Source organism: Enterobacter sp. C3_dUdeg (assembly GCF_057536195.1).
In genome coordinates this window covers 91,264-117,396 of sequence record NZ_BAAKFX010000007.1, presented here as the reverse complement: position 1 = coordinate 117,396, position 26,133 = coordinate 91,264, and the positions used below count along the sequence as shown (strand labels likewise).

The window sequence follows — 26,133 nt, the reverse complement described above, 5'->3', positions numbered from 1 at the left end:
CGAGACGGATTTACCACGTCCTGTGATTGAACTGGAGTGTGAGCTGTAATGGGTCAGGAAAAGTTATATATCGAGAAAGAGCTAAGCTGGTTAGCATTTAACGAACGTGTACTCCAGGAAGCGGCAGACAAAAGTAACCCGCTGATCGAGCGCATGCGTTTTTTGGGCATTTATTCCAACAACCTGGATGAGTTCTACAAGGTTCGCTTTGCCGAGCTGAAAAGACGCATCATCATCAGCGAAGAACAGGGCTTAAACTCGCACTCGCGGCATCTGCTGGGCAAAATCCAGTCCCGCGTGCTGAAAGCCGATCAGGAATTTGACGGCCTGTATAACGAACTGCTGCTGGAGATGGCGCGCAATCAAATCTTCCTGATTAACGAACGCCAGCTTTCCGTTAACCAACAAAACTGGCTGCGCCACTACTTCAAACACTATCTGCGCCAGCACATTACCCCGATTCTGATCAACCGCGAAACCGACCTGGTTCAGTTCCTGAAGGATGATTACACCTACCTGGCGGTGGAAATTATTCGCGGTGAGTCTATCCGTTACGCGCTGCTGGAGATCCCGTCCGACAAGGTGCCGCGCTTTGTGAACCTGCCGCCGGAAACCCCGCGCAGACGCAAGCCGATGATCCTGCTCGATAACATCCTGCGCTACTGCCTGGACGACATCTTCAAAGGCTTCTTCGATTACGATGCGTTAAACGCCTACTCGATGAAAATGACCCGTGACGCCGAATATGACCTGGTGCACGAGATGGAAGCCAGCCTGATGGAGCTGATGTCCTCCAGCCTGAAACAGCGCCTGACGGCCGAACCGGTACGTTTTGTTTATCAGCGCGATATGCCGGACGCCATGGTGGAAATGCTGCGCGAAAAGCTGACCATTTCGCGCTATGACTCCATCGTGCCGGGTGGCCGTTACCACAACTTTAAAGACTTTATTGGCTTCCCGAACGTCGGCAAAGCCAATCTTGTGAACAAGCCGCTGCCGCGCCTGCGCCATCTGTGGTTCGATAAATTCCGCAACGGATTCGACGCCATTCGCGAACGCGATGTGCTGCTCTACTATCCATATCACACGTTTGAGCACGTGCTCGAACTGCTGCGTCAGGCCTCGTTCGATCCGAGCGTGCTGGCGATCAAAATCAACATCTACCGCGTGGCAAAAGATTCCCGCATCATCGACGCGATGATCCACGCGGCGCACAACGCCAAAAAGGTCACCGTGGTGGTTGAGCTGCAGGCGCGCTTCGACGAAGAGGCCAACATCCACTGGGCGCGCCGTCTGACGGAAGCCGGTGTGCACGTCATCTTCTCCGCGCCGGGGCTGAAAATTCACGCCAAGCTGTTCCTGATTTCCCGTAAAGAGGGCGACGATGTAGTGCGTTATGCCCACATCGGTACCGGGAACTTTAACGAGAAAACGGCGCGAATTTATACCGACTACTCGCTCTTAACCGCCGATGCCCGCATCACTAACGAAGTGCGCCGGGTCTTTAACTTTATCGAAAACCCGTACCGTCCGGTGAGCTTTGACTATCTGCTGGTCTCGCCGCAGAACTCGCGCCGCCTGCTGTACGATATGATCGATAAAGAGATCGCCAATGCCCAGAAAGGGCTGTCGTCCGGCATCACGCTGAAGCTTAACAACCTGGTCGACAAAGGGCTGGTGGACAGGCTGTACGCGGCATCCAGCTCCGGCGTGCCGGTTAACCTGCTGATCCGCGGCATGTGCTCGCTGATCCCGGAACTGGAAGGCATCAGCGACAATATTCGTGTGATCAGCATCGTTGACCGTTACCTGGAACACGATCGGATCTATATTTTTGATAATGCGGGTGATAAACAGGTCTATCTCTCTTCGGCAGACTGGATGACGCGCAATATTGACTACCGTATTGAAGTCGCGGCACCGCTGCTGGATCCGCGACTGAAGCAGCAGATCCTCGACATCATCGAGATTCTGTTCAGCGATACCGTGAAAGCACGCTATATCGACAAAGAACTCAGTAACCGCTATGTACCGCGCGGCAACCGCCGCAAAGTGCGGTCGCAACTGGCGATTTACGACTATATCAAATCACTCGAGCAACCCGATTAACCTATGCCGATAAATGATAAGACCCCACGCCCGCAGGAATTCGCCGCGGTCGACCTTGGCTCTAACAGTTTCCACATGGTCATCGCCCGTGAGGTGGATGGCGCGCTGCAGATCATCGGTCGTCTGAAGCAGCGCGTACACCTGGCGGATGGTCTTGATGAACGCAGCATGCTCAGCGAAGAGGCGATGGAGCGCGGGTTAAACTGCCTGTCGCTGTTTGCTGAACGCCTGCAGGGCTTCTCGCCTTCCAGCGTGTGCATCGTGGGCACTCACACCCTGCGCCAGGCCCTGAACGCCCCGGAGTTCCTCAAGCGAGCCGAAAAAGTGATCCCCTACCCGATTGAGATCATCTCCGGTAACGAGGAAGCGCGTCTGATTTTCATGGGCGTTGAGCACACCCAGCCGGAAAAAGGACGCAAGCTGGTTATCGATATCGGCGGTGGCTCAACGGAGCTGGTGATCGGCGAAGACTTTGAGCCGCGCCTGGTGGAAAGCCGCCGTATGGGCTGCGTCAGCTTCGCGCAGATGTATTTCCCGGGCGGCACCATCACCCGCGAGAACTTCCAGCGCGCGCGTATGGCGGCTGTCCAGAAGCTGGAAAATCTGGCCTGGCAGTACCGTATTCAGGGCTGGAACGTGGCGCTGGGCGCGTCGGGCACCATCAAGGCGGCGCACGAAGTGCTGCTGGCGATGGGTGAAAAAGACGGGTTTATTACGCCCGAACGCCTGACGTTGCTGACCGAAGAAGTGCTGAAGCATAAAAGTTTTGACGCCTTAAGCCTGCCGGGTCTTTCCGACGAGCGTAAAGCGGTATTCGTGCCGGGGCTGGCTATTCTCTGCGGCGTGTTTGATGCCCTCGCCATAAAAGAGCTGCGTCTGTCGGACGGCGCGCTGCGTGAAGGCGTGCTGTATGAGATGGAAGGCCGTTTCCGCCATCAGGATATTCGCAGCCGCACCGCGCAAAGCCTGGCCAATCAGTACAACATCGACCGTGAACAGGCGAAGCGCGTGCTGGACACCACGGTGCAGATGTACGAACAGTGGCAGGAGCAGAATCCGAAGCTCGCGCACCCGCAGCTTGCCGCGCTGTTGAAATGGGCCGCGATGCTGCACGAGGTGGGGCTGAACATCAACCACAGCGGGATGCACCGCCATTCGGCCTACATTCTGCAAAACAGCGATCTGCCTGGCTTCAACCAGGAGCAGCAAACCATGATGGCGACCCTGGTGCGTTATCACCGCAAGGCCATCAAGCTCGACGACCTGCCGCGCTTTACGCTGTTCAAGAAAAAACAGTTTCTGCCGCTTATTCAGCTGCTGCGTCTGGGCGTGCTGCTCAATAACCAGCGTCAGGCCACCACCACGCCGCCTACGCTGAAGCTTAAAACCGACGACCATCACTGGACGCTGAGCTTCCCGCACGACTGGTTCAGCCAGAACGCGCTGGTCCTGCTGGACCTGGAAAAAGAGCAGCAGTACTGGGAAGCGGTCACCGGCTGGCTGCTCAAAATTGAAGAAGAGAGCGCCGACGTCGCCGCGTAACGGCTCAGGCGTCCGCGGTGGACGCCTCAGCTTCCAGCAGTGACTCAAGCGGTGCCGGTCTGCCAATCAGATAACCCTGCACATAATCGATGCCTAGCGCCTGAACCGCGCTACGTATCTCTTCGCTTTCGACATACTCCGCTACCACCAGCATCTTTTTCATGCGCGCCAGATGGCAGATAGACGCCACAATCTGATAATCCAGGCTGTTGTTGACGATATTGCGAATAAAGCTGCCGTCAATCTTGAGAATATCCGCGTCCACGCTTTTCAGCCGCGCATAGCTCGCATAGCCGGTGCCAAAATCATCAATTGCAATACGTACCCCCATTTTCTGCAGCTGCCGGAGGATGTGTAGCGCCTGCTCCGCATTGCAAAAGGTGCTGCACTCCGTCACTTCAAAGATCAGTTGCCACGGCTCAATGGCGTATTTCGCCAGCAGGCGACTCACCTCAAGCGGAAACTGCACCCGACACACGGTCGACGGGGCAAGATTAATGGCAAAGCGCTGGCCGGGCAGTCTTTCGCGATGCGCGGCCAGGAAGCGCAGGGTGTGCTCGAGCACCCACAAATCTACCCGCGAAGAGAGACCAAACTCCTGCGCGACGGGCAGGAACTGGTCGGGGGAAATCAATAGCCCGTTTATATCCGGCATTCGGAGCAGGACTTCGTGATAGCAATCGCCACGCATGCCGCAAACGGGTTGAACCAGCAGGGCGAATTCGTCGTTATCGAGCGCCTTTTGCAGGCGGCTCATCATCGCGACTTTATCCTTCAGGTTGCGCTGCAAATGGACGGCCCCACGCTGCTGAAGGTTTTCCGGATGGTTGGAGGAGAGCGACAGGTCGGCAACCACGCCCAGTTCGCCCAGCACCAGATAAAGATGGTTAACCGGGGACCGGACATAGCAATAGCTCACGCCCACCTGCGGCTGCAGCTGCATGCCGTCCCAGACAAAGCGGAACTGCTTGATGTGCTCGTCCAGGGCCTCAATCCGCTGCTGGTGCGATTCCGCGTTAAGCCGTACCGCCAGGTCATACCCGGTCAGGTGATACACCAGCTCATTGGGCTGGAGAATGCCATTCACCCACTGCGCCAGCTGCTGTTTGTACTGAATGCGCAGCAACACGCCGTAATTTCGGCCCAGAATTTCCAGCTCCGGAATGCGCAGCAGGCAGAGCGCCGACCACGGGTTTTTCGCCAGATCGCGCGACAGCGCCCGCAGGTTAGGCATATGGACGACCGGGTCGAGCAGCGCCAGCCTGCGGGAGCGTTTGTTCGCTGCGCGCTGCCGGGTCGCCAGCATCGACATATAAATCACCACGAAGGAGAAGACCAGGTAACTGGAAGAGGTGATCGCCAGCTGAATGTCATACCCCGGATTCACCGGGATATAGCGGTAAAAATAGTGAATAGACACCAGCAGTATCGGCGTCCAGATAAGCGAAATTAGCTTATAGCCAAAACGCATCGCGCCCCAGAGCATCACCGGCATCAGCAGGGAAAGGGTGTAGTTGGTGGTGAAAATGGAGCTGTTCTCATTCATCGGAAGCAGCAGCAGCGAAAGCAGCCCGCCAAGCGCGATAGCCCACACCAACAACTCAACGACCGTCACCTTTTTGTCTATCTCGGAACGGATCTGCGAGAGAAGGCTTTTGATATAGCGCGGATGACGAAGCAGGCGGATCAGCAGATAGCTCAGCGGCACGCCCGTCAGGCCGCTGACCAGCAGCGTCTGATAGTTGATGAGCGTGCGAATATTGAGGGGGTTTAATCCCGCAAGGCTCTGGCGGCTCTCATACACGCCTAAATACACCGCAAACTGAAACAGCACCAGAAACAGCGTCGCGGGGCAGAACGCCTGCCAGAAGATGCGCTGCGCCATCAGCCGAACGTCGCCGTACGCGGTCATATTCCGTCTGGGCGCAAACACCCGGTAGCCACCCCAGCTGAGCACTAAAGGGACGACAAAATGGAGGATCCCCGCGACGGTTTCAAACATACCGACCGACGGGTAATAGCGGATAAACAGCGACAATACGATCCCGGGCAGCGCTTCCAGGCCAAAGAACATCATCAGCGAAAGCAAAAATGAGAGGGGTAAATAATAGAGTGCCGCAATGCCGTCGCCCAGCTGCGTGAACGTATTCGCAATGCTCAGCACGGGAAGTAAAACCACCGGCAAAATAAGCGGCAATGCCCACCAGCGGTTTTCATTTTTTTTCAGGAAAGCCAGAATGTTCATAGATGCCCGGTTAAACCCCTTTCGCTCCAGAGGGAAAATAAAGACAGGCATCCAACCTGACGTACGCGCCGCCCGGCAAGGTGAGGGGCGAACTGTATGGAGGAAGGATTTTAAATATCAGGGCCGGGAAGCCGTTGACTTAAATCAAACTACTTTACGCAAATAACTTTTTGCGGCGTTTTTTTGAAATTATTTTCTTCATATTATCAATATGGTAAATGCATTAATTAATTTCAATAACATTAATCAATGTAAACATTGACGGTTATTTACACACAGCAGAATTGACCCCGCCTTCCCGCTGTGCCTTAATATCCTTGTCGCCCAAAAGGGCTTATCCAGGAAAAACAGAGTGAGTCAGGTCACGCGTATGCGCAAACGACATCAATTTAATACCCGAATGACCCGCATCATACTGCTCATCAGCTTCCTGTTTTTCTTTGGCCGCTTCGTTTACTCTTCAATTGGCGCCTGGTACCACCATCAGGACAAAACCCAGTCGCAGCAATCCAGCCTGACCGTCGACACCGCTGACCGCTAAACAGCCGTAGGATGTTGCACGAGCCGAATAATGGCCGCGATCCCTTTGCTGAGGATTTTATCCTGCCGCATTACCACCGCCAGCTGCCGCTGCAGCATGGGCGTAAGTGACATCACGCATAGCCCTTCGCGATCGGCATCCTGTTGGACCGCCATTCGCGGCACAATACTGTAGCCCAGCCCCGCGCGAACCATGCGTTTGATCGCCTCGATGCTGCCAAGCTGCATCACCGGTGCGATCGCTAATCCATTAGCCGCAAACCAGCCCTCGATCAGCGCCCGGGTACCGCTGCCTGATTCAAAGGCAATCAGCGGCTGAGCGTGCAGCGCCTCCGGGGTAAAATCCCTGAAAGCATCCTGCTGCTCCCGCGACGCGATAAAAACAAACTCTTCGTCCATTACCGGCATGACGTCCAGCGCTCTGCCGCTCACCGGCAGCGTCACCAGCCCCATATCGAGCCGGTTCTCTTCGATGGCCCTGACGATGTCGAGGGTGTTGCCCGTCGTCACCCCCACGCTCAGGAGCGGATAGTCTCGACGCAGCTTCTCCAGCAGCGGCGGCAGAAGATGGATGCAGGCCGTTGCCCCCGTGCCAAGCGTAATGGTGCCGCTCACATCTTGGCTGAATGCGCTCACGGACCGGATGGCGTCATCTACCGCCAGCTGAATACGCTCCCCATGCGCCAGCAACGCCTGCCCGGCAGCCGTAGCCTTAATCCCTCGCCCGGTCCGCTCCACCAGCCGCGTTTGCAGAAACTGCTCCAGCTGACGTATTTGCAGGCTGACGGCGGGCTGGGAAATACCCAGCGCATCCGCTGCCGCTGAAAAGCTGCCGCGCTGGATCACCAGACGGAAGGTGGCGAGATAGCCCAGATTAAGCGTTGTCATTCAAAGTTTCTCTTATACCGCGCATAAGGTTGCTGCCCTGCCAGCACAATAGCGCGCGAGTTATGCTCAGGACAACTGCATAACGGAATGAAAAACAATGGAAACACCCGCCCTGCCACGCCGCCTCGCCCTCACGGCGGGATGTAATCAGCTTATCAACTGGGGGATCTCGTTTTATATGCCCGGCACCTTTGCGCTGGCGATTTCAGCCGACCGGGGATGGTCATCACCGCAGATTTACCTCGGCCTGACGCTGGCGATGCTGGTCATGGCGGCGGTTTCTCCGTTTGTCGCCCGCCTGCTGGCACGCTTTGGCGGTCAGACGGTGGTGATGAGCGGCACGTTGCTGATCGCCGCAAGCTGCGCAGGGATGGCCTATACCCAGACGCTTTTTGGCTGGTACTGCGCCTGGCTGATCGGCGGCGTAGGGATGCGCCTGTCGCTGTACGACGCGCTGTTCGCCGCGCTGGTAAACCTCTACGGGCAGCAGGCGCGAAGAACAATCTCACGCGTCACGCTGGCGGGCGGGCTGGCCTCCGCCGTTTTCTGGCCGCTGGGCGATGCTCTGCTTCAGGTCATGAGCTGGCAGGAAGCGCTGCGCGTCTACGCGCTCTTCGGCCTGCTGAGCGCGATGCTGATTCGAACGCTTCCCCGGCAGCGGCTGACGGTGACGACAAAGGTCACCGCGCCGCCGCTGAACAACGAGCGGCGTAACGGCTGGCTTTATGCCGCCTTCATTGCCCTCATCACCTTTGTCTCTAACGGCACGTCCCCCCATCTGCCGGAGTTTATTGCCCACTTTGGCCTGCCGGTCGCCATCGGCATGCTGTGGGGAGTCGGCCAGACGGGCGCCCGCTCGCTGGAAGTGCTGGCGGGTGCCCGCTTAACCCCCTTCAAACTCACGCTTTTTACCGCGCTCGCCATGCCGCTCTGCTTTCTTCTGGGGATGAGCAGCGCCCTGTTTGCGTGGTGTGCGGCCGGGTTCGTGCTGGGCTACGGCGCCATCAACGGGCTGGTCACCATTGTGAAAGCCACCCTGCCGCTGGAGCTGTTTAGCGCCGAAAGCTATGCCCGCCGCACGGGCATGCTGCTTATCCCCGGCCAGCTGATGGCGGCAGCCTCACCGTTTGCCTATGCGTGGCTGAATAAAACGCTGGGGATCGCGGGTGCAATGTGGGTATCAACGGGCCTGACGCTGGTGATTGCCGGGCTGGCGATAGCGATTGTGCGTCGTCCAGGCAGGCAAACTGTATCGCACTGTATCCAGAGCGCCACGCTAACAAACGGGTACAAAACGCCGCCTCCGGCAAATATCTCCGATACATAAAAATGGTTTTCTTTCCCTGTCGTCATTCACAACCGATAAGGAGAGAACCCATGATTCGTCGCTATGCACTTTTCCCCCTGCTAGTCCTGGCCTCTGTAGCCCATGCCCGGACCATGCCGCTGGATAACCTGAGCGCCGCGGACGTTAACGGCCCCGCCGCCGTTGCGCCGCTGGCGCAGCCGCAGCCGCCCGCAAAGCTGATAGTCGATCCGCCGCTTGCCGGGCCGCTGAGCAAAGGCGCGGTGTTTATCCAGTACCGTGCCGAAAACCTGCGCATCGAGCCGGTATTCGGCCCGGAGGCGCTCAAGGTCACCCCGCGCATCGGTCACATTCACGTGGTGGTGGATGACGCGCCGTGGCACTGGGCTGACGCCAGCGGAGAGCCGGTGATCCTCGTGGGGCTACCCGCCGGTAAACACAAGGTGACGATTATTCTGGCCGACCCGACGCACAAGCCGCTCGACCACAAAACCGTTGAATTCACCGTCCCGCCCCACGCGACGGTCCACCACTTTTAAGGAGTCTGAAGATGAAAGCACTGTCTGTAGTGACGGCAGGCCTGCTGGCGGTTTCCGCCAGCGCCTTTGCGCAGAGTAAAACCAGCGTCGTGCTGGTGCACGGCGCGTTTGCCGACGGCAGCAGCTGGAATAAGGTGATTACCCTGTTGCAGAAGCAGCACGCCGAGGTCATTGCCGTCCAGCTCCCGCTCACGTCGCTTAAGGATGACGTTGCGGCCACGCGGCGGGCCATCGCCCGCGCCCAGGGTGACGTGGTGCTGGTGGGCCACTCCTGGGGCGGCACCGTGATTAGCGAGGCGGGCAACGATGCGCGGGTAAAATCGCTGGTGTACGTGGCGGCGTTCGCGCCGGATTCCGGCCAGTCGACTGCGGATCTGGCAGGAAGCTATCCTGCCCCGCCGGGCAGCGCGGGCATTGCTAAAACGGCGGACGGCTATTTATACCTGCCGACAGGAGCTGTCAGAAAGGACTTCGCGCCTGACGTGAAGCCAGACACTCAAAACACGACTGCAGCCACGCAGGGGCCAATTAAGGCCGAGGCGTTTGGTGAAAAGGTCACCCACGCGGCGTGGCATGATAAACCGAGCTGGTATGTGGTCAGCAAGAATGACCGAATGATCACCCCCGATCTTGAACGGGCGATGGCGAAGACGATCCATGCGAAAACCGCCGAGGTGGCGGCAAGCCACGTGTCGATGGTGAGCCAGCCGCAGATCGTCGCCCGGACGATTGAGCAGGCGATAAGCAGTAATTAACCGGAGTGACTCATTCGATCTTCTGCACTTCCGTATCCACCGGCAGCAGCGCAGTGCCGTCATGCGCTGCTGGCGCCATAAAGGGAACCGGCCTGCCCGTCCGCCTGTCGACCAGCAGCGAGTGACGCTCGCCCTGCGCAAACAGATTTTGCTCTCCCCACTGACGCAGCGCCACGATCACCGGGAAAAGACGTTCGCCTTTGTCGGTCAGAACATATTCCTGATAAGCCGTGCCGTCCGATGCTCCCTGTAACGTCAGGATTTCCGCCTCAACCAGCTTGCGAAGCCGGTCAGAAAGGATGTTGCGCGCCACCCCAAGGCTGCGCTGAAAATCCCCGAAGCGCGTCATGCCGTCAAACGCATTACGCACAATGAGAAGCGACCAGCGATCCCCGAGCAGATCAACGCTGCGGGCAACGGGACAATATTCCTCTTTTACCGTATTTCGGGACATCACCTGTTTTCCTCGCAAAGGCCAGCCTATAACTAGTTGCATTTTAAAACTGCTTAACCTAGCATTCAACCAGTTTCATTTTAAAACCAGATTACCACAGGCGAGGATTTTGAATATGTCACTGACGTCAGCCCTTCCTTCAGCCGACATGCCGCGCAGCATGGTCTGGCTGTTCGCCACCGCCAGCGGCCTAAGCGTGGCAAACGTCTATTACGCCCAGCCTCTGCTTGACGCGCTGGCGAACGATTTCAGCATCAGCCATGCGGCCGTGGGTGGCGTGGTGACCGCGACACAAATTGGCTGCGCGCTGGCTCTTTTGCTTGTCGTTCCTCTGGGTGACAAAGTGGATCGTCGACGACTCATGGCAGTACAGCTGATTGCTCTGGTGGTGGCGCTGGTTTCCGTCAGCATGGCACAGTCCTCTTCAGCTCTGCTGATCGGTATGCTTGCGACCGGTATGTTGGGCACGGCCATGACGCAGGGGCTGATCGCCTACGCCGCCAGCGCCGCGTCGCCCCATGAGCAGGGACGCGTTGTCGGCGCGGCACAGGGCGGCGTGTTCATAGGTCTGCTGCTCGCTCGCGTCTTTGCCGGTGGCATCAGCGATATCGCGGGCTGGCGCGGGGTTTATCTTTGCGCCGCCGCACTAATGCTCATGATTGCGTTACCTCTGTGGTGGCGACTCCCCACCCTGCCAGCAGTCACAGCCACGATGAGCTATCCGCGCCTGATTGGCTCAATGCTCACGCTGCTGCGGCAGGAAAAAATGCTGCAGATACGCGGCGTGCTGGCGCTGCTGATGTTTGCATCGTTCAACATTTTCTGGAGCGCGCTGGTGCTGCCGCTGAGCGCACCGCCGTTTAACTTTTCGCATACAGCGATTGGCGCGTTTGGACTGGCTGGCGCGGTGGGCGCGCTGGCGGCCGGCCGGGCAGGACGCTGGGCCGATCGGGGATATGCCCAGCGCACCAGCGCGGCGGCGCTGAGTATCTTACTGTTAGCCTGGTGGCCCTTGTCGCTGATGGACCGTTCACTCGGGATCTTGCTTATCGGCATCATACTGCTCGACTTGGGCGGTCAGGCGCTGCACGTCACTAATCAGAGCATGATTTTCCGCACCCGTCCCGAGGCGCACAGCCGGCTGGTCGGGCTGTACATGCTGTTTTATGCCGTCGGCAGCGGGCTCGGTGCGCTCGGCACAACGATGACGTATGCCTGTGCCGGCTGGCCGGGCGTCTGCCTGCTTGGCGCCTCGGTCAGCCTGCTGGCGCTGGTGTTCTGGTGGCTAACCCGCGCTAGCCACCGCTGACCGCGGGATAATCCCGATTAATCCACGCGTGGTCCTCTTCCCAGGTGAACATCCATTTGCGCACCGGGCCGGCCATCACGTTGAGGTAGTAGCTGTCATACCCGGCCATCGTCGCGACCGGGTGGTAGCCCTTCGGCACCATCACCACGTCACGGTTATAGACCGCCATACACTCATCCAGCGTTCTGTCATCGGTGTAGACGCGCTGCATGCAGAACCCCTGCTCCGGGTTGAGGCGATGGTAGTAGGTCTCCTCCAGATAGGTCTCCTGCGGCGGGTTATCCGTGTCGTGCTTGTGGCTCGGGTACGAGCTGGTGCAGCCCTCACTGGTCCACACCTCCACCACCAGCAGGCTGTCGGCGGGCCTGTCTTCCGGCAAAATGTTATGCACGTAGCGCTGGTTGTGACCTTTGCCGCGCGCTTCACCGTCGATATCCTGCGGGGCAATCAGCCGCGTCGGATACGTGCCTTTGCCCGGCGCGGCGCAGACCGCCAGCTCCAGCGTCGTCAGCGCCTTCACCTGCACCGATTCCTGCGGGGCGACGTACACCGCCCACGGCTTAATGCGCTCGAAGGGGCTCATCCGCTCGCCGATATCGTTAAACTGCGCGGAAGGCGTGCTGATGGAGGCCCGCCCGGCGACCAGCACCAGGCAGCGCTCTTCGCTGACGGCGGGCAGCGTCAGCGTCTGCCCCTCCTGCAGCTCATACGCCTCAAAGCCGACGTAGCCCCACCCTGCGCCTTCCGGTGTAACACACTGGGAGCGCCCCTCCGCGTTCGGCTGTTGCCAGCGTGATAACAGACGTGACATGTTCCCTCCTCAAATCAGTCCGGCGTCGCGCGCCAGGCGGCTCAGGTTGTTATACCCCAGACGGGCGTAGGTCAGCGGATGGGCAATCGCCGGATCCTGCTCGGCCTCGACCACCAGCCAGCCGTGATAATCCTGCGCCTTCAGCAGCCGCATAATCGGTGGGTAATCGACGCAGCCGTCGCCCGGCACGGTAAACACGCCGCTCAGCACCGCATCGAGGAAGCTGGTTTTGCGGTTTTTCACGTCCGCCAGCACGTCGGCGCGCACGTCTTTGCAGTGAACGTGATTGATGCGCGACGCCCAGCGCTGCGCCACCGCCAGCGGATCGGCCCCGGCAAAGGTCAGATGGCCGGTATCCAGCAGCAGTCCGACCGCCTCCCCGGTGTGAGTCATCAGGTTGTCCACGTCCTCGGCAGACTCAATCACCGTCCCCATATGGTGATGGTAGGCAATCTGCACGCCCTGCTGCTGCGTATAGCGGGCAAATTCGGTGAGCTTCTCGCCGTACTCCTTCCAGCGCTCCTGCGGGAAGCGCGGGCGCAGATGCACCGGGGTCTGCTGCTCGCCGTGAATGCAGCCGCTCACTTCCGCAAACACCAGCACCTTCGCCCCCAGCTCGCGCAGCAGCGTCAGGTGCGACTGCACGGCGGCGATCTCCTCCTCCACGCTGCGCTCCAGCAGGCGGCCGGAGTACCAGCCGGAGACCAGCTGCAGGTCGTGACGCTGCAGGATGGGGCCAAGCAGGCGCGCTTCGCGCGGGAATTTATTGCCCAGCTCGAAGCCGGCAAAACCGGCCTCTTTCCCTTCTCTCAGACAGGTTTCCAGCGAGGTTTCCGCGCCGAGAGAAGGCAGATCGTCGTTCGTCCACGTCAGCGGGTTAATGCCTAATTGCACACTCATTGTCGTCTCCATTATGCGTGTCCGCGCTCGCGCCACCAGGCGATAAGCTGCAGGTAGTTGTCCCGGATGCGCGCCACCAGCTGCGCATCGTCAATATCGTGCTTCAGCCACGCGCGGGAGGCATCGCCAAACAGCGTGCGCCCCACGGCGAAGCCTTTCACTACCGTCTGCCCCGCTGCGGCTTTGAAGTCGGCGCGCAGCTGTTCCGCCGGGGCGTCCAGGCCGAGGATCACCACCCCGCGGCAGTGCGGGTCCCGGCGTTCGATAATCTCGCTCAGCGCCGTCCAGCCGTCGGCGGAGAGCGGCGGCAGCTTCCACCAGTCGGGATAAATGCCGAGGTTGTAGAAGCGCGAGATGGCGCGCAGGTAGAGCTCGTCGCTGCGCGGCATGCTGGCGGGCAGGATCACCTCCAGCAGCAGCTCGTGCCCGGACCGGCAGCAGGCGTGGTACACCTCGGCGATTTTCTGCTCCTGCTCCAGGCGCAGGCCGTGAGCGTCTTCCGGATGGAAAAAGACCAGGCACTTCACCACGTGCTCCTGCGGCCAGCTGATAAGCTGGGTGCCGATGTTGCCGTGCTCCATCTCCAGCGGCCGGGAGCCCGGCAGCTCGATGGGACGACCAATCCACCACCCTTCCCCGGTGATCGCGTTCAGCGCGTCCTGACCAAAGGTGCCGTCGCACAGCAGGCCGGCTTTGCCCTCCAGCCCGGCGCGGCTCGCCGCCTCGCGGCTGGCCTGCAGGATCAGCTGCTTCAGCGCCGGAATGCGCTTAAGCGACGCGCCGCACTGCATCGCCATATCCTCAAGCTGGCTGCGGTGGTCGAAGGCCATCACGCACAGCTCCGGCCATTCGCGGCGTCGGGTGGTCACCCGGTGGAGATGGTTAAGACGCGGGTCGAGATCCGGGCGCGGCACATCCGCAGCGCGGGAGAGATAGTCATCCAGCTCGATTTTGCTCGGCATCGCCGGGGCGCAGCCGTGGCGCGAAACCACCAGCGCGCCGCAGGCGTTGGCGTAGCGGCACGCCTGCTCCCAGCCCTCGTCGTTCAGGTAGCCGCGCAGCAGGCCGGACATAAACGCGTCCCCCGCCCCGAGGACGTTCAGCACCTCCACGCGCACGCCGGTCACCGTCAGGCCGTCGTCCAGCCGGGACGGAATAGCGTCGGTATAGACCGAGCAGCCGAGCGCGCCGCGTTTGCAGACCAGCGCAGCGTCACTGACGGCGCGCACCTGCTCCAGCGCCTGGAGGGTATCCGTGCTGCCGCCCGCAATGTGAAACTCCTCTTCGGTGCCGACAATGACGTCGAAGAGGTGCAGAACCTCCTGCAGCTCGCGGGTGACCTTCTCGGCGGCGATAAAACGCGTTTCGCCGTCGCCTAAGGAGGTGAGCCCCCACAGCACCGGACGATAGTCGATGTCCAGCACCGTGCGCACGCCGTGACGGCGGGCATAGCCCAGCGCCGTCAGCACCGCCTCGCGGGTCTGCGGATGAGAAAGGTGAGTCCCGGTGATGGCAAGACAACGTGCGGAGGCAATGTAGCTTTCGTCCACATCGCTGGCGGTAATCGCCATATCCGCGCAGTTATCGCGATAAAAAATCAGTGGAAAGGTGTCCCGGTCTTTAATGCCGAGGAGCACCAGCGCCGTAAGTCGTTGTTTATCGGTAATCAGATGGCTGGTATCGCAGCCCACCTGGTTGAGCTCTTCCCGCAGGAAGCGGCCCATATGTTCATCGCCGACGCGCGCCAGCATCGACGAACGTAAACCCTGACGCGCGGTGCCGTACGCCACGTTACCCGACGACCCGCCGAGATATTTGGCGAAGCTCGACGCGTCCTCCAGACGGGCACCAATCTGCTGACTGTAGAGGTCTACCGCCACGCGGCCCATGCATATCACATCAAACTGCTTTTCCACGTTGATACCTCATCAGACAATGTCGTTCACGTTCAGCCAGCGGCCTTCCCGGTGCGAGAGCGCAATCGCGTCCAGCACGCGCGACACCTTCCAGCCCTCTTCGAAGTCCGGCCACATCGGCGCGTCGGCGGCAATCCCGTCCACCAGGTCGCGCACCTCCACCGTTTTTTGATCGTTAAAGCCAATCCCGTGGCCCGCGCCCATGCAGAACGCGGCGTAGTCCGGGTGCGCCGGGCCGACGAGCAGCGTGCGGAACCCCTGACGGTTCACAGGATCGTCATGCAGATAGAGCTTCAGCTCGGCCATGCGCTCCTGGGTGAAGCTGATGGCGCCTTTCGTCCCGGTGATGACGTACGAGAGCCCCATCTTGCGTCCGCAGGCAACGCGGGAGGTTTCAATCACGCCCTGCGCCCCGCCCGCGAAACGCACCATCGCGTGGGCCTGATCCTCGTTTTCAACGGCAATCATCTCAGACGATCCGGCCTTCGCCGGTCGCGCCGGGACCACGATCTTCAGATCGCCGCAGACCTGCTCGATATCCCCGACCAGGTACTGGGCCATGTTGACGATATGCGCCGCGAGGTCGCCCAGCGCCCCCAGCCCGGCGGTCTCTTTGAAGCAGTGCCAGTGAATGGGCGAAAGCGGGTCGGCCATATAGTCTTCGTTGTGGGTGCCGTAGAAGTGGATCACCTCGCCAATCTCGCCTCGCGCGATAATCTCCTTCGCCAGCTGCGCCGTCGGGTTCTTCATGTAGTTGAACCCCACCAGCGTTTTCACTCCTGCCCGCTGTGCAGCCTCAACCATTTCACGCGCGTCGTGGGCGTTCAGCGCCAGCGGCTTTTCCGAGTACACATGCTTGCCGTGGCGGATCGCCTCCAGCGCCATCTCCTTATGCAGATGGTTGGGGGAACAAATATCCACCACGTCAATGGCCGGGTCGGCCACCAGCGCCCGCCAGTCCCCGGTGGAGCGGTTGAAGCCAAACGCCTGCGCGCGCGCTGCCGCCAGCTCCGGCGTGACTTCCGCCACCATCTCGCGCACCAGCCTGCCGCGCAGGTTGAACACCGTCGGGGCCTGGGCATAGGCGATAGCGTGCGCCTTGCCGATATACCCGGTGCCAATTAATCCAATACGAACCTCTTTCATCGTGATCCTCACAGTGCGCCGCGACGGCTTTTGGCATAGGTATCGAATGCCACCGCCAGAACGATAATTAATCCGGTGATAATCTGCTGGTAGTAGGCCGAGACGTTCATCAGCACCAGGCCGTTAATCAGAATGCCCATGATGATGGAGCCGATAATGGTGCCGCCGATGCGCCCGTAGCCGCCCATCAGCGAGGTGCCGCCGATCACCACCGAGGCGATGACGCGCAGCTCAAAGGAGATCCCGGCTACCGCCTCGGCGCTCCCCAGACGCGCGCTCAGGATGAAGCCCGCCAGCCCGGCCAGACAGCCGATCAGCACGTAGACGCTGACCAGCACGCGCTTCACGTTGACCCCCGCCAGTCGCGCCGCCTCCGGGTTGCCGCCGATGGCGTAGACGAAGCGTCCCCAGCGGGTTTTATGCAGCGCCAGATAGCCGCCGACGGCGACGATGGCGAAGATCCAGATAGGAATAGAGATGCCGAGCAGCTCCCCGCGTCCCCACCAGCGGTAGCCCTGATCGAAACCGGCGATCGGCGCGCCGTCGTTAATCACCAGCGTCAGGCCGCGCCAGATTGTCATCCCGCCGAGGGTGACGATGAACGGCGGCAGGCGCAGGCGGGTGACGCCCAGGCCGTGCAGGAAGCCAATCGCCGTGCCCATCGCCAGACAAATCCCCAGCCCAATCAGCCAGCTCATGCCGCCCCAGGCGTTCGGGTCGACGGTGGTGAAGTTGTCGCCTTTGATCACGTACGCCGCGGTCATGGCGCACACCGCCAGAATGGAGCCCACGGAGAGGTCGATCCCGGCGGTGAGAATGACGAAGGTCATCCCCACGGCCATGATCCCGTAGATGGACACTTCGGTCAGGATGTTGAAAATATTGCGTTCAGAGAAAAAGTTGCTGTTCTGCGACTGGAAGAAGATCAGCAGCAGGATCATGAAAATCAGCACCCCGAAGCGCTCGAAGAAGGCGATGGGATCGATGCGTCCGGCGCGTTTGACCGGGGCCTGCGTTTTAGAAATCATCTGCGTCATGAGAAACTCCGTTATGCCGCGTTCAGGGCGTTGTGGTTGATGGCCATCATCGTCATCAGCCGTTCTTCGTTGGCATCGTCGCCGTGGATCTCGCCGGTCACCCGGCCTTCGCTGAGGGTGATGATCCGGTCAGACACCGCCATCACCTCAGGCAGATCGGAGGAGATCACGATCACCGCCACGCCCTTTTTCGCCATGTCAAACAGCACCTGGTGCACTTCCGATTTGGTCCCCACGTCGATGCCGCGCGTCGGCTCATCGACGATCAGCACCCGCGGGTTGAGCGCCATGCAGCGCGCGAGGATCACCTTTTGCTGGTTGCCGCCGGAGAGCTTGCGCACCTCCTGCGCGCTGTTGACCATTTTGATCTGCAGCGCCTTGCGGTAGGACTCAATCAGATCGTCCTCTTTGCGGGTGTTCACGAACCAGCACCACTGCAGCAGCGAGGAGAGACAGGAGAGCGACAGGTTGTCGCGGATCGACAGCCCCAGCACCGCCCCCTCTTTTTTGCGATCTTCCGGCACCAGCGCCACGCCCTGGTCGAGGGCATACAGCGGGTCGCGCGGCTGGTACGGCACGCCGTCCAGCTCAAAGCTCCCGGAGGTAAACGCGTCTGCGCCAAACAGGCAGCGCGCCACCTCGGTACGTCCCGCGCCCACCAGCCCGGCAATGCCCAGAACTTCCCCGGCGTGGACGTGGAAGCTGATGTCGTGCAGGGCGATGCCGTGCGGATCCAGCGGCGGCTTTTCGCGGCTCAGCCCCTTCACCGCCAGGCGGACGGGTTTGTCTTCATGATGCGTTTCGCTGGCCGGACGGCGGTTAAAGGCCACGTCGCGCCCGACCATCAGGCGGATCAGCTGTTCGACGTTGGTCTCCGCCACCGCGCCGGTGCCGGTAAAGCGGCCGTCCTGGAAAACGGTGAAGCGATCGCAGAGCTGGAAAACTTCGTGCAGACGGTGGGTAACGTAAATAATGCTCACGCCGCGGTTTTTAAGCTCCCGCACCACGCGGTGCAGGCTTTCCACCTCGCTGTCGCTCAGCGCGGCGGAAGGTTCGTCCATAATGATTAACCGGGCGTTGAGGGTCAGCGCCCGGGCGATCTCCACCATCTGCTGCTGGGCGACGCTCAGGCGGGCGACAGGCGTGGTCGGCGCAACGTTCAGCTGGAGGTAATCGAGAATGACCTGCGCCTCCTGGTTGACCGCCCTTTCGTCGACGATCAGGTTGCGCCTGCGCGGCTCGCGACCGAGAAACATGTTTTCCGCGACGGTCATGTTGGGCAGCAGGTTGAATTCCTGATAGATGGTGATAATGCCCTTGTTCTGGCGCGCCACCGGGGAGTCGTCCACCGGCAGCGTTTCGCCGTTGAACCAGATATCCCCGCGCGTTTGCGGCTGCGCGCCCGCGAGCGCCTTCAGCAGCGTGGATTTTCCCGCCCCGTTTTCCCCCAGCAGGGCGTGAATTTCGCCGCTGCCAACGGTCAGCTGAGCGCTGCTCAGCGCCCAGACGCCGGAAAAGCTTTTTGCCAGGTCGGTCACTTTCAGTAAGGGTTGCGACATCAGTCTGCTCCTCCTCATGATGAGCCGCCAGAGGCGGCTCGGGACATATTAGTTACCGGCCTCACCGATACGCTCAGCCTGCTGCAGGTTCTCTTTGGTGATCAGCGTCGGCGGGTAGTCGGCCCCGGTGATGGCTTTCTTCTCGCGCACGTTGGCCACCAGCTGGCTCATCGCCGTCTGCACCGCAAAGCCCGGGCGCTGATCCGCCGTTACCGCCAGCCAGCCGTCGCGCACGCGGGCCAGCGCTTCCGGCACCGCATCAAACCCGGTCACGAGGATTTCGCCCGGCTTCACGCCCTGGCTCTGCAGCGCTTCAATCGCGCCCAGCGCCATATCGTCGTTGGCGGAGAGGATCACCTGCGGGCGCTTCGGCAGCGAAGGCAGAACGCTTTCAACGATGCGCATTCCTTCAGAACGCATCCAGTTGCCGGTCTGATCGGCGACGATCTTGTACTTATCCCCGCCCGCCTTCAGGCTGTCGCGGATCCCTTTGGTGCGTTCAATGTTGGAAGAGGAGCCCGGCTGACCGGTGAGGAGAATGATGTCCGCGCCGTCGGGGAATTTGGTTTTAACGAAGTCGCCAACCGCCTGGCCGCCCTTGTAGTTGTTGGCGCCAAAGTGCGGCACTTTCTTCTGGCTGTCGACGGAGCGGTCAAGAGTGACGATCGGCAGCTTTGCATCCTGAATTTCATCCACAGCGCTGGAGACCGCGTTGACGTCGTTCGGGGAGACGATAAAGCCCTGCGCCCCGCGGGTGATGGCGTTTTCCAGGTCAGCCACCTGCTTCGGCGAGCTGCCCTGCCCGTCCAGCACCTGAAGCTTCACGCCCATCTCTTTTGCGGCTTTCACCGCCGTGCGCTGCATGTGAACTTCAAACGGCATGGCCAGGTTTGGCGTACTGAAAACGATTTGCTCGTTTTCGGCGAGGGCGGCCCCGGACGTCATGGCGATGAGGGCGGCTACGATCAGTTTTTTCATTATTATGTCTCTCTGTGTAGGGTTGTTGTGTTTAGAGGACGATCTCGCGCTGGCTGCGCAATGACTCCAGCGCTTTATCCGCAAGGTACAGCGCACGTTCACCATCATCGCCGCTGCAGTCAGGCACCGCTTCGCCGCGCAGGACCGCAACAAAGTGTTCCCATTCCGCGGCGTAAGCGGATTTGTAGCGCTGCAGGAAGAAGTGTTCCGGCAGCGCGCTGGTGCAGCCCTGTTTGCCGTAGTGCTGCACCTGGTTTTCCAGAATGTTGCCCGCGCACAGCAGCCCTTCGGAGCCGTGCAGCTCCAGGCGCTGGTCGTAGCCGTAAGATGAACGGCGGCTGTTGACGATGGTCGCCATCGCGCCGGAGGCATATTTCAGAACGATAAACGCGGTATCGATATCTCCCGCCTCGCCAATCGCCGGATCCACCAGGTTGCTGCCCTGGGCATACACCGACACCGGCTCTTCGCCCATGATGAAGCGCGCCATGTCAAAGTCGTGAATGGTCATATCGCGGAACATGCCGCCGGAGACGCGCACATACTCCGCAGGCGGCGGAGACGGGTCGCGAGAGATGATCAGCAGCGATTCCGGTTTGCCGATGCGCCCGGCCTGCGCGTCGGTTTTCACGCGGCGAAACTGCGGGTCAAAGCGGCGGTTAAAGCCGATGAACAGCGGCACGTCGTACTCTTTGACCACCTTCAGGCAGTCGCGCACGCGGGCGAGGTCGAGGTGTACCGGCTTTTCGCAGAAGATGGCCTTGCCGTGGCGGGCGGCCATTTCAATCAGGTCCGCGTGGGTATCGGTGGCGGAGGCGATCAGCACGGCGTGAACGTTAGGGTCGGTCATCGCCTCGTTCAGGCTCTGCTGGCGGGCCTGATACTGCGCGGCGAGACGGGTGGCAAATTCCTGATTCGGGTCAACCACGGACCAGAGCGTGGTCGCGCCGTGGCTGGCGATGTTAGCTGCATGTACCTGGCCAATTCGGCCAGCGCCCAGTAAAGCAATGTTAAACATAACGGCTCCCGGTGTTGGTGAATGCTGTGAACTAACGACCCTATAAATAAAACATTTATTTCATTTTTATAAATAGTGAAAATTATGTTTTTGAGTGCGGGTTAACACTTTTGAGATGAATGAGATAAATTTTGTTATCAATCTCACAACATGAGTGGGCATGCGGCAACTCCCATCACCCCGGCCCTCTCCCTCAGGGAGAGGGAGTAAAAAACCGCACCGATCCGTCCCCTCTCCCTGTGGGAGAGGGTTAGGGTGAGGGGAAAACAAAAATGAAATGAAAATTTCGTTACGGCAGGAAAACTTAATACTGACGGGCTTTTTTCACCTGCGCCTGCGTTTGCTCAGCGGCCTCACGCACGGCAGACGACGCCGCCACCTGCGCATCACCGGTTCGCCACCAGGAGGCGTAGTCGTGAGTCATGGTCTTCGGCAATACCTTGATGTCCAGCAGCGTCGGGCCGGGATGCGCCCGCGACGCCTCCAGCGCCGCCAGCAGGCTTTGCTCATCGTTCACCCGCCACGCGCGGCAGCCGTAGCTTTCCGCGTTTTGCGCAAAGTCGACCTTCACCAGCGGCCCGTCGAGACGCCCGGTTTCCGGGTTGCGGTGGCGGTTTTCGGTGCCAAAGCTGCCCATGCCGTGCCCCATCTGCAGGTTATTAATGCAGCCGAAGCTGGCGTTATCAAATAGCAGAACGGTGACCTTAATGCCCTCCTGAACGGCGGTTTGCAGCTCGGAGTGCAGCATCATGTAGGAGCCATCCCCCACCATGGCGTACACCGGCTGCTCGGGTCTGGCGAGCTTCGCGCCGATGGCCGCCGCAATCTCGTAGCCCATGCAGGAGTAGCCGTACTCCAGGTGATAGCTGTCCGGCGTTTTAACCTGCCAGAGGCGCTGTAAATCCCCCGGCAGCGAACCGGCCGCGCCCACCACGATGGCGTTATCTTCAATATGCTGGTTGATCAGCCCCAGCACCCGCGTCTGGGTCAGGCGGGTGTTGAGCGTCTCGCCGTATTCCGCCAGCTGCGCATCCAGGTGCCCCGCCACTTCGGGCGCGTCGTCAGGACACCACTGGCGATCCCACAGGCGGCGGCACTCGTCGCGCCAGGCAGACTTCGCCTGAGCGATCGCCTCTCCCCAGCCGCTGCGGTAATCCCCGAGCGCGTGGGTCAAGGCCTGGAGCCCGGTTTGGGCATCGGCAATCAGCGCGGTGGCGTCCAGCTTCAGGGCATCAAACTCGGCCACGTTCAGCAGCAGGAATTCGACGTCCGGGTGGGAAAAGAGCGCCTTGGAGCCGGTGGTAAAGTCGGTAAGGCGCGTGCCGATGCCAATCACTAAATCGGCCTGCGGCGCGAGCTGGTTGGCGGCCATTCCGCCCGTCACCCCTATGCCGCCCAGGTTAAGTGGGTGGTCACTTACCAGCGCTCCCTTTCCGGCCTGGGTTTCGGCAAACGGCAGCCGCAGCGTTTCGACAAATTCGCGAAACGCCTCATGCGCGCCGGAATAGCGCACGCCGCCGCCGCACACCACCAGCGGACGACGCTTGCGGGCGATCAGCGCCCGCGCCTGCGCCAGACGCTGCGGATCGGGCGGACGGCGTTCGATGTGATGCACGCGACGCGCGAAGAAGCTCAGCGGGTAGTCCCAGGCCTCTCCCTGCACGTCCTGCGGCAGGCAGATGGTCACCGCGCCGGTATTGGCGGGGTCAGTGAGCGTTCGCATCGCGCTTAGCATGGCGCTCATCAGCTGCTCGGGGCGGTTAATCCGGTCCCAGTAGCGGGAGACCGGACGGAAGCAGTCGTTGGTGCTGATGCTGAGATCGTGATACTGCTCGATCTGCTGCAGCACCGGGTCCGGCTGGCGGCTGGCGTAGATATCGCCCGGCAGCAGCAGGAGCGGGATGCGGTTCGCCGTGGCGGTGGCCGCCGCCGTGACCATATTGGCGGCGCCCGGCCCGACGGAGGAGGTGACGGCAAAAATCCGCTGACGGCGGTGCTGTTTGGCGAATCCCGTCGCCATATGGGCAATGCCCTGCTCGTTGCAGCCCTGCATCACCTGCAGATGGCCCGGATCCTGCTCCAGCGCCTGGCCAATGCCCAGCACGTTGCCGTGCCCAAAGATGGTGGCGACACCCTCCACGAAGGGCGTTTCATCGCCATCCACGCTGACGTACTGTTGATTCAGGAACCGGACCAGCGCCTGGGCCATGGTCATACGTTCGGTTTGCATAAAATCTCCTGTCAGCCCAGCGTCGGCATGGAGAACGCAGCGCCTGTCTCCTGCTGCATTTCCGGCCAGCGCGCGGTGATGGTTTTCATTCGGGTGTAGAAGCGCACGCCGTCGTTGCCGTGGACGTTGAGCGCGCCAAAGATGGAACGTTTCCAGCCGCCGAAGCTGTGGAATGCCATCGGCACCGGGATCGGCACGTTGACGCCCACCATGCCCGCCTGCACCTCTTCGCAGAAGCGGCGCGCGCAGCCGCCGTCGCGGGTGAAGATCGCTGAACCATTACCATATTCATGGCGGTTAATCAGATCCACCGCGCTGGCGTAATCTGCTACGCGCACCACAGAAAGCACCGGGCCAAAAATCTCTTCTTTATAGATGGTCATCTCCGGGGTGACGTTATCGAACAGCGTCGGCCCGACGAAGTAGCCCTGCTCGTGGCCCTTCACGCTGAAGCCGCGACCGTCCACGCGAAGTTTCGCTCCCTGCGCTTCCCCGCTGTCGATGTAGCCCAGCACCTTGCTGCGGTGCGCGGAGGAGATGAGCGGCCCCATTTCGTTTTCCGGCGACTGGTCCAGGCCCGGTCCGACGCGCAGCGCGGCAATCTGTTTCTCCAGCCGGGCGCAGAGGTCATCGGCGGTTTTATCCCCCACCGCCAGCACCACCGAGAGCGCCATGCAGCGTTCGCCCGCCGCGCCGTAGGCCGCGCCCATGATGGCGTTAGTCGCCATCTCCATGTCGGCATCCGGCATGAGAATGCAGTGGTTTTTCGCGCCGCCCAGCGCCTGGCAGCGCTTTCCGTGGGCGGACGCGGTCTGGTAAATGTATTCCGCAATTGGCGTGGAGCCGACAAAGCTCACCGCCTGCACGCGTGGGTCGGTCAGGAGCACGTCAACGGACTCCTTATCGCCCTGCACCACGTTGAACACGCCCTCCGGCAGGCCGGCCTCTTTCAGCAGCTGCGCCAGCGCGAGCGCCAGAGAAGGATCTTTTTCCGACGGCTTCAGCACGAAGGTGTTGCCAGTCGCCAGCGCAATCGGGAACATCCACATCGGCACCATCGCCGGGAAGTTAAACGGGGCGATCCCGGCGCAGACGCCGAGCGGCTGCATCAGCGAGTGGCTGTCGACGCCGGTACCGACGTTCGCAGAGTGTTCACCCTTTTGCAGATGTGGGATGCCGCAGGCAAATTCTACTACTTCCAGGCCGCGGGTCAGTTCGCCCACCGCGTCGGAGAAGACCTTGCCGTGCTCTTCGCTGATGATGCGGGCCAGTCGCTCCATATTCTCTTCCAGCAGCGCCTTGAAGCGGAACATCACGCGCGCGCGCTTAAGCGGAGCATGGCGCGCCCACGCCGGAAACGCCTGCTGCGCGGCGGCAATCGCCTGCTCCGTTTCCTGCGCCGTACTCATCACCACCTGGCGGATCTGCTCGCCGGTGGCCGGGTTGAAGATCGCCTGAACGCGCTGGCCTGAACCGGTGACACATTCGCCGTGAATAAAATTCGCTACCGTCTCCATCCTTAACCTCTCGCTGTTGATACGTGACTGTTACCTGAACACTGTGTACTGAACACTATATATGAAACAAATATTCCATTTTAAGTTGAAATAAAATAAATGATGATTATTGTGATCAAGGATGGATTTTTATGTTAACAGCCAGCACCACTGACGCCGCGTGCGCTATTAAGGGTTCTCGGGCGAGGAAATGACTGAATCTTCTGTTTCATTTTTGCTGCCAGATGGATGGCCGACATTTAAAAGACGCGGTTTTGCGTTTAGAATCATATGACTGTATTTGGGGGATAACATGACGACAGCAACCAGCCTGAACGAACTGCAGCAGCAAATCCGCGATCGCTACGATAGCCTGAGCAAGAGGCTGCAGCAGGTCTCACGCTACGTGCTGGACAACACCAACAGCGTGGCCTTTGATACGGTTGCCGTCATTGCCGAGCGCGCCGACGTGCCGCCCTCGACGCTGATCCGCTTTGCCAACGCCTTTGACTTCACTGGCTTCAACGAAATGAAACAGCTGTTTCGCATGAACCTGGTGGAGGAGACCGCCAGCTACAGCGACCGCGCGCGGCTATTTCGCGAGATGGAGAGCGAGGCCGTGCCGGAAACGCCGCTCGATATCCTGCAGGAGTTTGCCCGCTCGAACGCGCAGGCGCTGCAGCAGCTGGCCGCCCGCGCCGAGCCGGAGATGCTGGAGCGCGCGGTACAGCTGCTGGCCGACGCCGACACCATCTACATCGCCGGACTGCGTCGATCCTTTAGCGTCGCCGCGTACCTTACCTATGCCCTGAGCCATCTGGAATGCCGCCCTATCCTGCTCGACGGCATGGGCGGGATGCTGCGCGAGCAAATCAGCCGCATTAAGGCGCGCGACATCGTGGTGTCGATCAGCTTCTCGCCGTACGCGGAAGAGACGGTGATGGTCAGCGAAACCGCCGCCAGCGTCGGCGCGCGGCAGATTGTGATTACGGACAGCCAGATCAGCCCGCTGGCGACGTTCAGCGATCTCTGCTTTGTGGTGAAAGAGGCGCAGGTGGACGCGTTCCGGTCTCAGTCGGCGACGCTGTGCCTGGTGCAGTCGCTGGTGGTGGCGCTGGCGTATCGGTTGGGTAATAATCGTTAATGAGAATTGATTGAAATTTAACTTTTGGTTAAATCCTAACTTAAAATCATGAGTATTCAAAGAGCGGTCTTAATGACTGCCACAACGCATCCTAGGTAAAGAACTAAAGATGATATATCAAATAATCCCCTGATTTTTAAAAGACCACTACACAAACATCAACAAAATGGGTTATCTTTAGTTATTATAACCTAAAAGTGAAGAAACAAAG

General features: G+C 60.3%; 21 protein-coding genes. 8 read left to right on the top strand and 13 right to left on the bottom strand.

Annotation, left to right across the window (positions count from 1 at the left end):
* The first annotated feature begins 48 nt into the window (after nt 1-48).
* Together ppk1 and ppx are read left to right on the top strand one after the other, a co-directional pair.
* On the top strand, nt 49-2,109 hold the full coding sequence (ppk1, locus tag AC27FC_RS16345) for a polyphosphate kinase 1 (protein WP_033146179.1): 2,061 nt from the start codon (nt 49-51) through the stop codon (nt 2,107-2,109).
* A 3-nt stretch (nt 2,110-2,112) separates the two neighbouring features.
* Entirely contained in the window at nt 2,113-3,651 is a 1,539-nt protein-coding gene (gene ppx / locus AC27FC_RS16340; protein ID WP_023308773.1) for an exopolyphosphatase, read from the top strand.
* Between the two features lie 4 nt (nt 3,652-3,655).
* Here ppx and AC27FC_RS16335 read toward each other — a convergent pair whose 3' ends face one another.
* On the bottom strand, nt 3,656-5,896 hold the full coding sequence (locus AC27FC_RS16335; protein ID WP_196354960.1) for an EAL domain-containing protein: 2,241 nt from the start codon (nt 5,894-5,896) through the stop codon (nt 3,656-3,658).
* Between the two features lie 352 nt (nt 5,897-6,248).
* Between AC27FC_RS16335 and AC27FC_RS16330 the strand changes: the two genes are divergently transcribed.
* The gene (locus AC27FC_RS16330) at nt 6,249-6,437 is read left to right on the top strand and encodes a YfgG family protein (protein ID WP_029739958.1); all 189 of its coding nucleotides are present in this window, start codon (nt 6,249-6,251) and stop codon (nt 6,435-6,437) included.
* Here the strand turns inward: AC27FC_RS16330 and AC27FC_RS16325 are convergent.
* Nucleotides 6,434-7,324 carry a LysR family transcriptional regulator gene (locus AC27FC_RS16325; RefSeq protein WP_196354961.1) on the bottom strand — a complete coding sequence of 297 codons (891 nt, stop codon included), beginning with the start codon at nt 7,322-7,324 and terminating at the stop codon, nt 6,434-6,436. The two genes, AC27FC_RS16330 and AC27FC_RS16325, sit on opposite strands and share 4 nt — an antisense overlap.
* A 97-nt stretch (nt 7,325-7,421) precedes the next feature.
* Here AC27FC_RS16325 and AC27FC_RS16320 point away from each other — a divergent pair, with 97 nt between their 5' ends.
* The 3 genes from AC27FC_RS16320 to AC27FC_RS16310 are packed head-to-tail and all read left to right on the top strand — an operon-like array spanning nt 7,422 to nt 9,924.
* Nucleotides 7,422-8,651 carry an MFS transporter gene (locus AC27FC_RS16320; RefSeq protein ID WP_196354962.1) on the top strand — a complete coding sequence of 410 codons (1,230 nt, stop codon included), beginning with the start codon at nt 7,422-7,424 and terminating at the stop codon, nt 8,649-8,651.
* Nucleotides 8,652-8,701: 50 nt separating this feature from the next.
* On the top strand, nt 8,702-9,169 hold the full coding sequence (locus AC27FC_RS16315; protein WP_033146182.1) for a DUF6130 family protein: 468 nt from the start codon (nt 8,702-8,704) through the stop codon (nt 9,167-9,169).
* 11 nt (nt 9,170-9,180) lie between these two features.
* Nucleotides 9,181-9,924: an alpha/beta fold hydrolase gene (locus AC27FC_RS16310; protein WP_196354963.1), complete on the top strand. Its 744-nt coding sequence runs from the start codon at nt 9,181-9,183 to the stop codon at nt 9,922-9,924.
* 10 nt (nt 9,925-9,934) lie between these two features.
* Here AC27FC_RS16310 and AC27FC_RS16305 read toward each other — a convergent pair whose 3' ends face one another.
* On the bottom strand, nt 9,935-10,378 hold the full coding sequence (locus tag AC27FC_RS16305; RefSeq protein WP_023308780.1) for a winged helix-turn-helix transcriptional regulator: 444 nt from the start codon (nt 10,376-10,378) through the stop codon (nt 9,935-9,937).
* A gap of 115 nt (nt 10,379-10,493) precedes the next feature.
* On the opposite strand from AC27FC_RS16305, the gene AC27FC_RS16300 reads away from it, so the two are divergent.
* The gene (locus tag AC27FC_RS16300; protein ID WP_232960114.1) at nt 10,494-11,687 is read left to right on the top strand and encodes an MFS transporter; all 1,194 of its coding nucleotides are present in this window, start codon (nt 10,494-10,496) and stop codon (nt 11,685-11,687) included.
* On the opposite strand, the gene iolB is transcribed toward AC27FC_RS16300, so the two are convergent.
* The 10 genes from iolB to AC27FC_RS16250 form a co-directional block, all read right to left on the bottom strand.
* Nucleotides 11,674-12,498, bottom strand: coding sequence for a 5-deoxy-glucuronate isomerase (gene iolB, locus AC27FC_RS16295; RefSeq protein WP_143346611.1), 825 nt, complete (start codon nt 12,496-12,498; stop codon nt 11,674-11,676). The two genes, AC27FC_RS16300 and iolB, sit on opposite strands and share 14 nt — an antisense overlap.
* Nucleotides 12,499-12,507: 9 nt before the next feature.
* Complete coding sequence (gene iolE, locus AC27FC_RS16290; protein WP_196354964.1) at nt 12,508-13,398, bottom strand: myo-inosose-2 dehydratase; 891 nt, start codon at nt 13,396-13,398, stop codon at nt 12,508-12,510.
* Between the two features lie 11 nt (nt 13,399-13,409).
* Nucleotides 13,410-15,314: a bifunctional 5-dehydro-2-deoxygluconokinase/5-dehydro-2-deoxyphosphogluconate aldolase gene (locus tag AC27FC_RS16285; protein WP_196354965.1), complete on the bottom strand. Its 1,905-nt coding sequence runs from the start codon at nt 15,312-15,314 to the stop codon at nt 13,410-13,412.
* A 12-nt stretch (nt 15,315-15,326) separates the two neighbouring features.
* The gene (locus tag AC27FC_RS16280; RefSeq protein WP_047060731.1) at nt 15,327-16,460 is read right to left on the bottom strand and encodes a Gfo/Idh/MocA family protein; all 1,134 of its coding nucleotides are present in this window, start codon (nt 16,458-16,460) and stop codon (nt 15,327-15,329) included.
* A gap of 8 nt (nt 16,461-16,468) precedes the next feature.
* A complete protein-coding gene (locus AC27FC_RS16275; protein WP_013098254.1) occupies nt 16,469-17,497 on the bottom strand; it encodes an ABC transporter permease in 1,029 nt (342 codons plus the stop codon).
* Between the two features lie 11 nt (nt 17,498-17,508).
* On the bottom strand, nt 17,509-19,056 hold the full coding sequence (locus AC27FC_RS16270; RefSeq protein WP_094934594.1) for a sugar ABC transporter ATP-binding protein: 1,548 nt from the start codon (nt 19,054-19,056) through the stop codon (nt 17,509-17,511).
* A gap of 48 nt (nt 19,057-19,104) precedes the next feature.
* Nucleotides 19,105-20,034, bottom strand: coding sequence for a substrate-binding domain-containing protein (locus AC27FC_RS16265; protein ID WP_033146190.1), 930 nt, complete (start codon nt 20,032-20,034; stop codon nt 19,105-19,107).
* A gap of 31 nt (nt 20,035-20,065) precedes the next feature.
* Entirely contained in the window at nt 20,066-21,052 is a 987-nt protein-coding gene (iolG, locus tag AC27FC_RS16260; protein WP_038417345.1) for an inositol 2-dehydrogenase, read from the bottom strand.
* Between the two features lie 304 nt (nt 21,053-21,356).
* Nucleotides 21,357-23,282 (bottom strand): 3D-(3,5/4)-trihydroxycyclohexane-1,2-dione acylhydrolase (decyclizing), encoded by a 1,926-nt coding sequence (gene iolD, locus AC27FC_RS16255; protein ID WP_094934596.1) that lies wholly within the window; start codon nt 23,280-23,282, stop codon nt 21,357-21,359.
* 11 nt (nt 23,283-23,293) lie between these two features.
* Nucleotides 23,294-24,799 (bottom strand): CoA-acylating methylmalonate-semialdehyde dehydrogenase, encoded by a 1,506-nt coding sequence (locus tag AC27FC_RS16250; protein WP_196354967.1) that lies wholly within the window; start codon nt 24,797-24,799, stop codon nt 23,294-23,296.
* A 292-nt stretch (nt 24,800-25,091) separates the two neighbouring features.
* Between AC27FC_RS16250 and AC27FC_RS16245 the strand changes: the two genes are divergently transcribed.
* Nucleotides 25,092-25,922 carry a MurR/RpiR family transcriptional regulator gene (locus AC27FC_RS16245; RefSeq protein WP_153656524.1) on the top strand — a complete coding sequence of 277 codons (831 nt, stop codon included), beginning with the start codon at nt 25,092-25,094 and terminating at the stop codon, nt 25,920-25,922.
* The last annotated feature ends 211 nt before the right edge of the window (nt 25,923-26,133 follow it).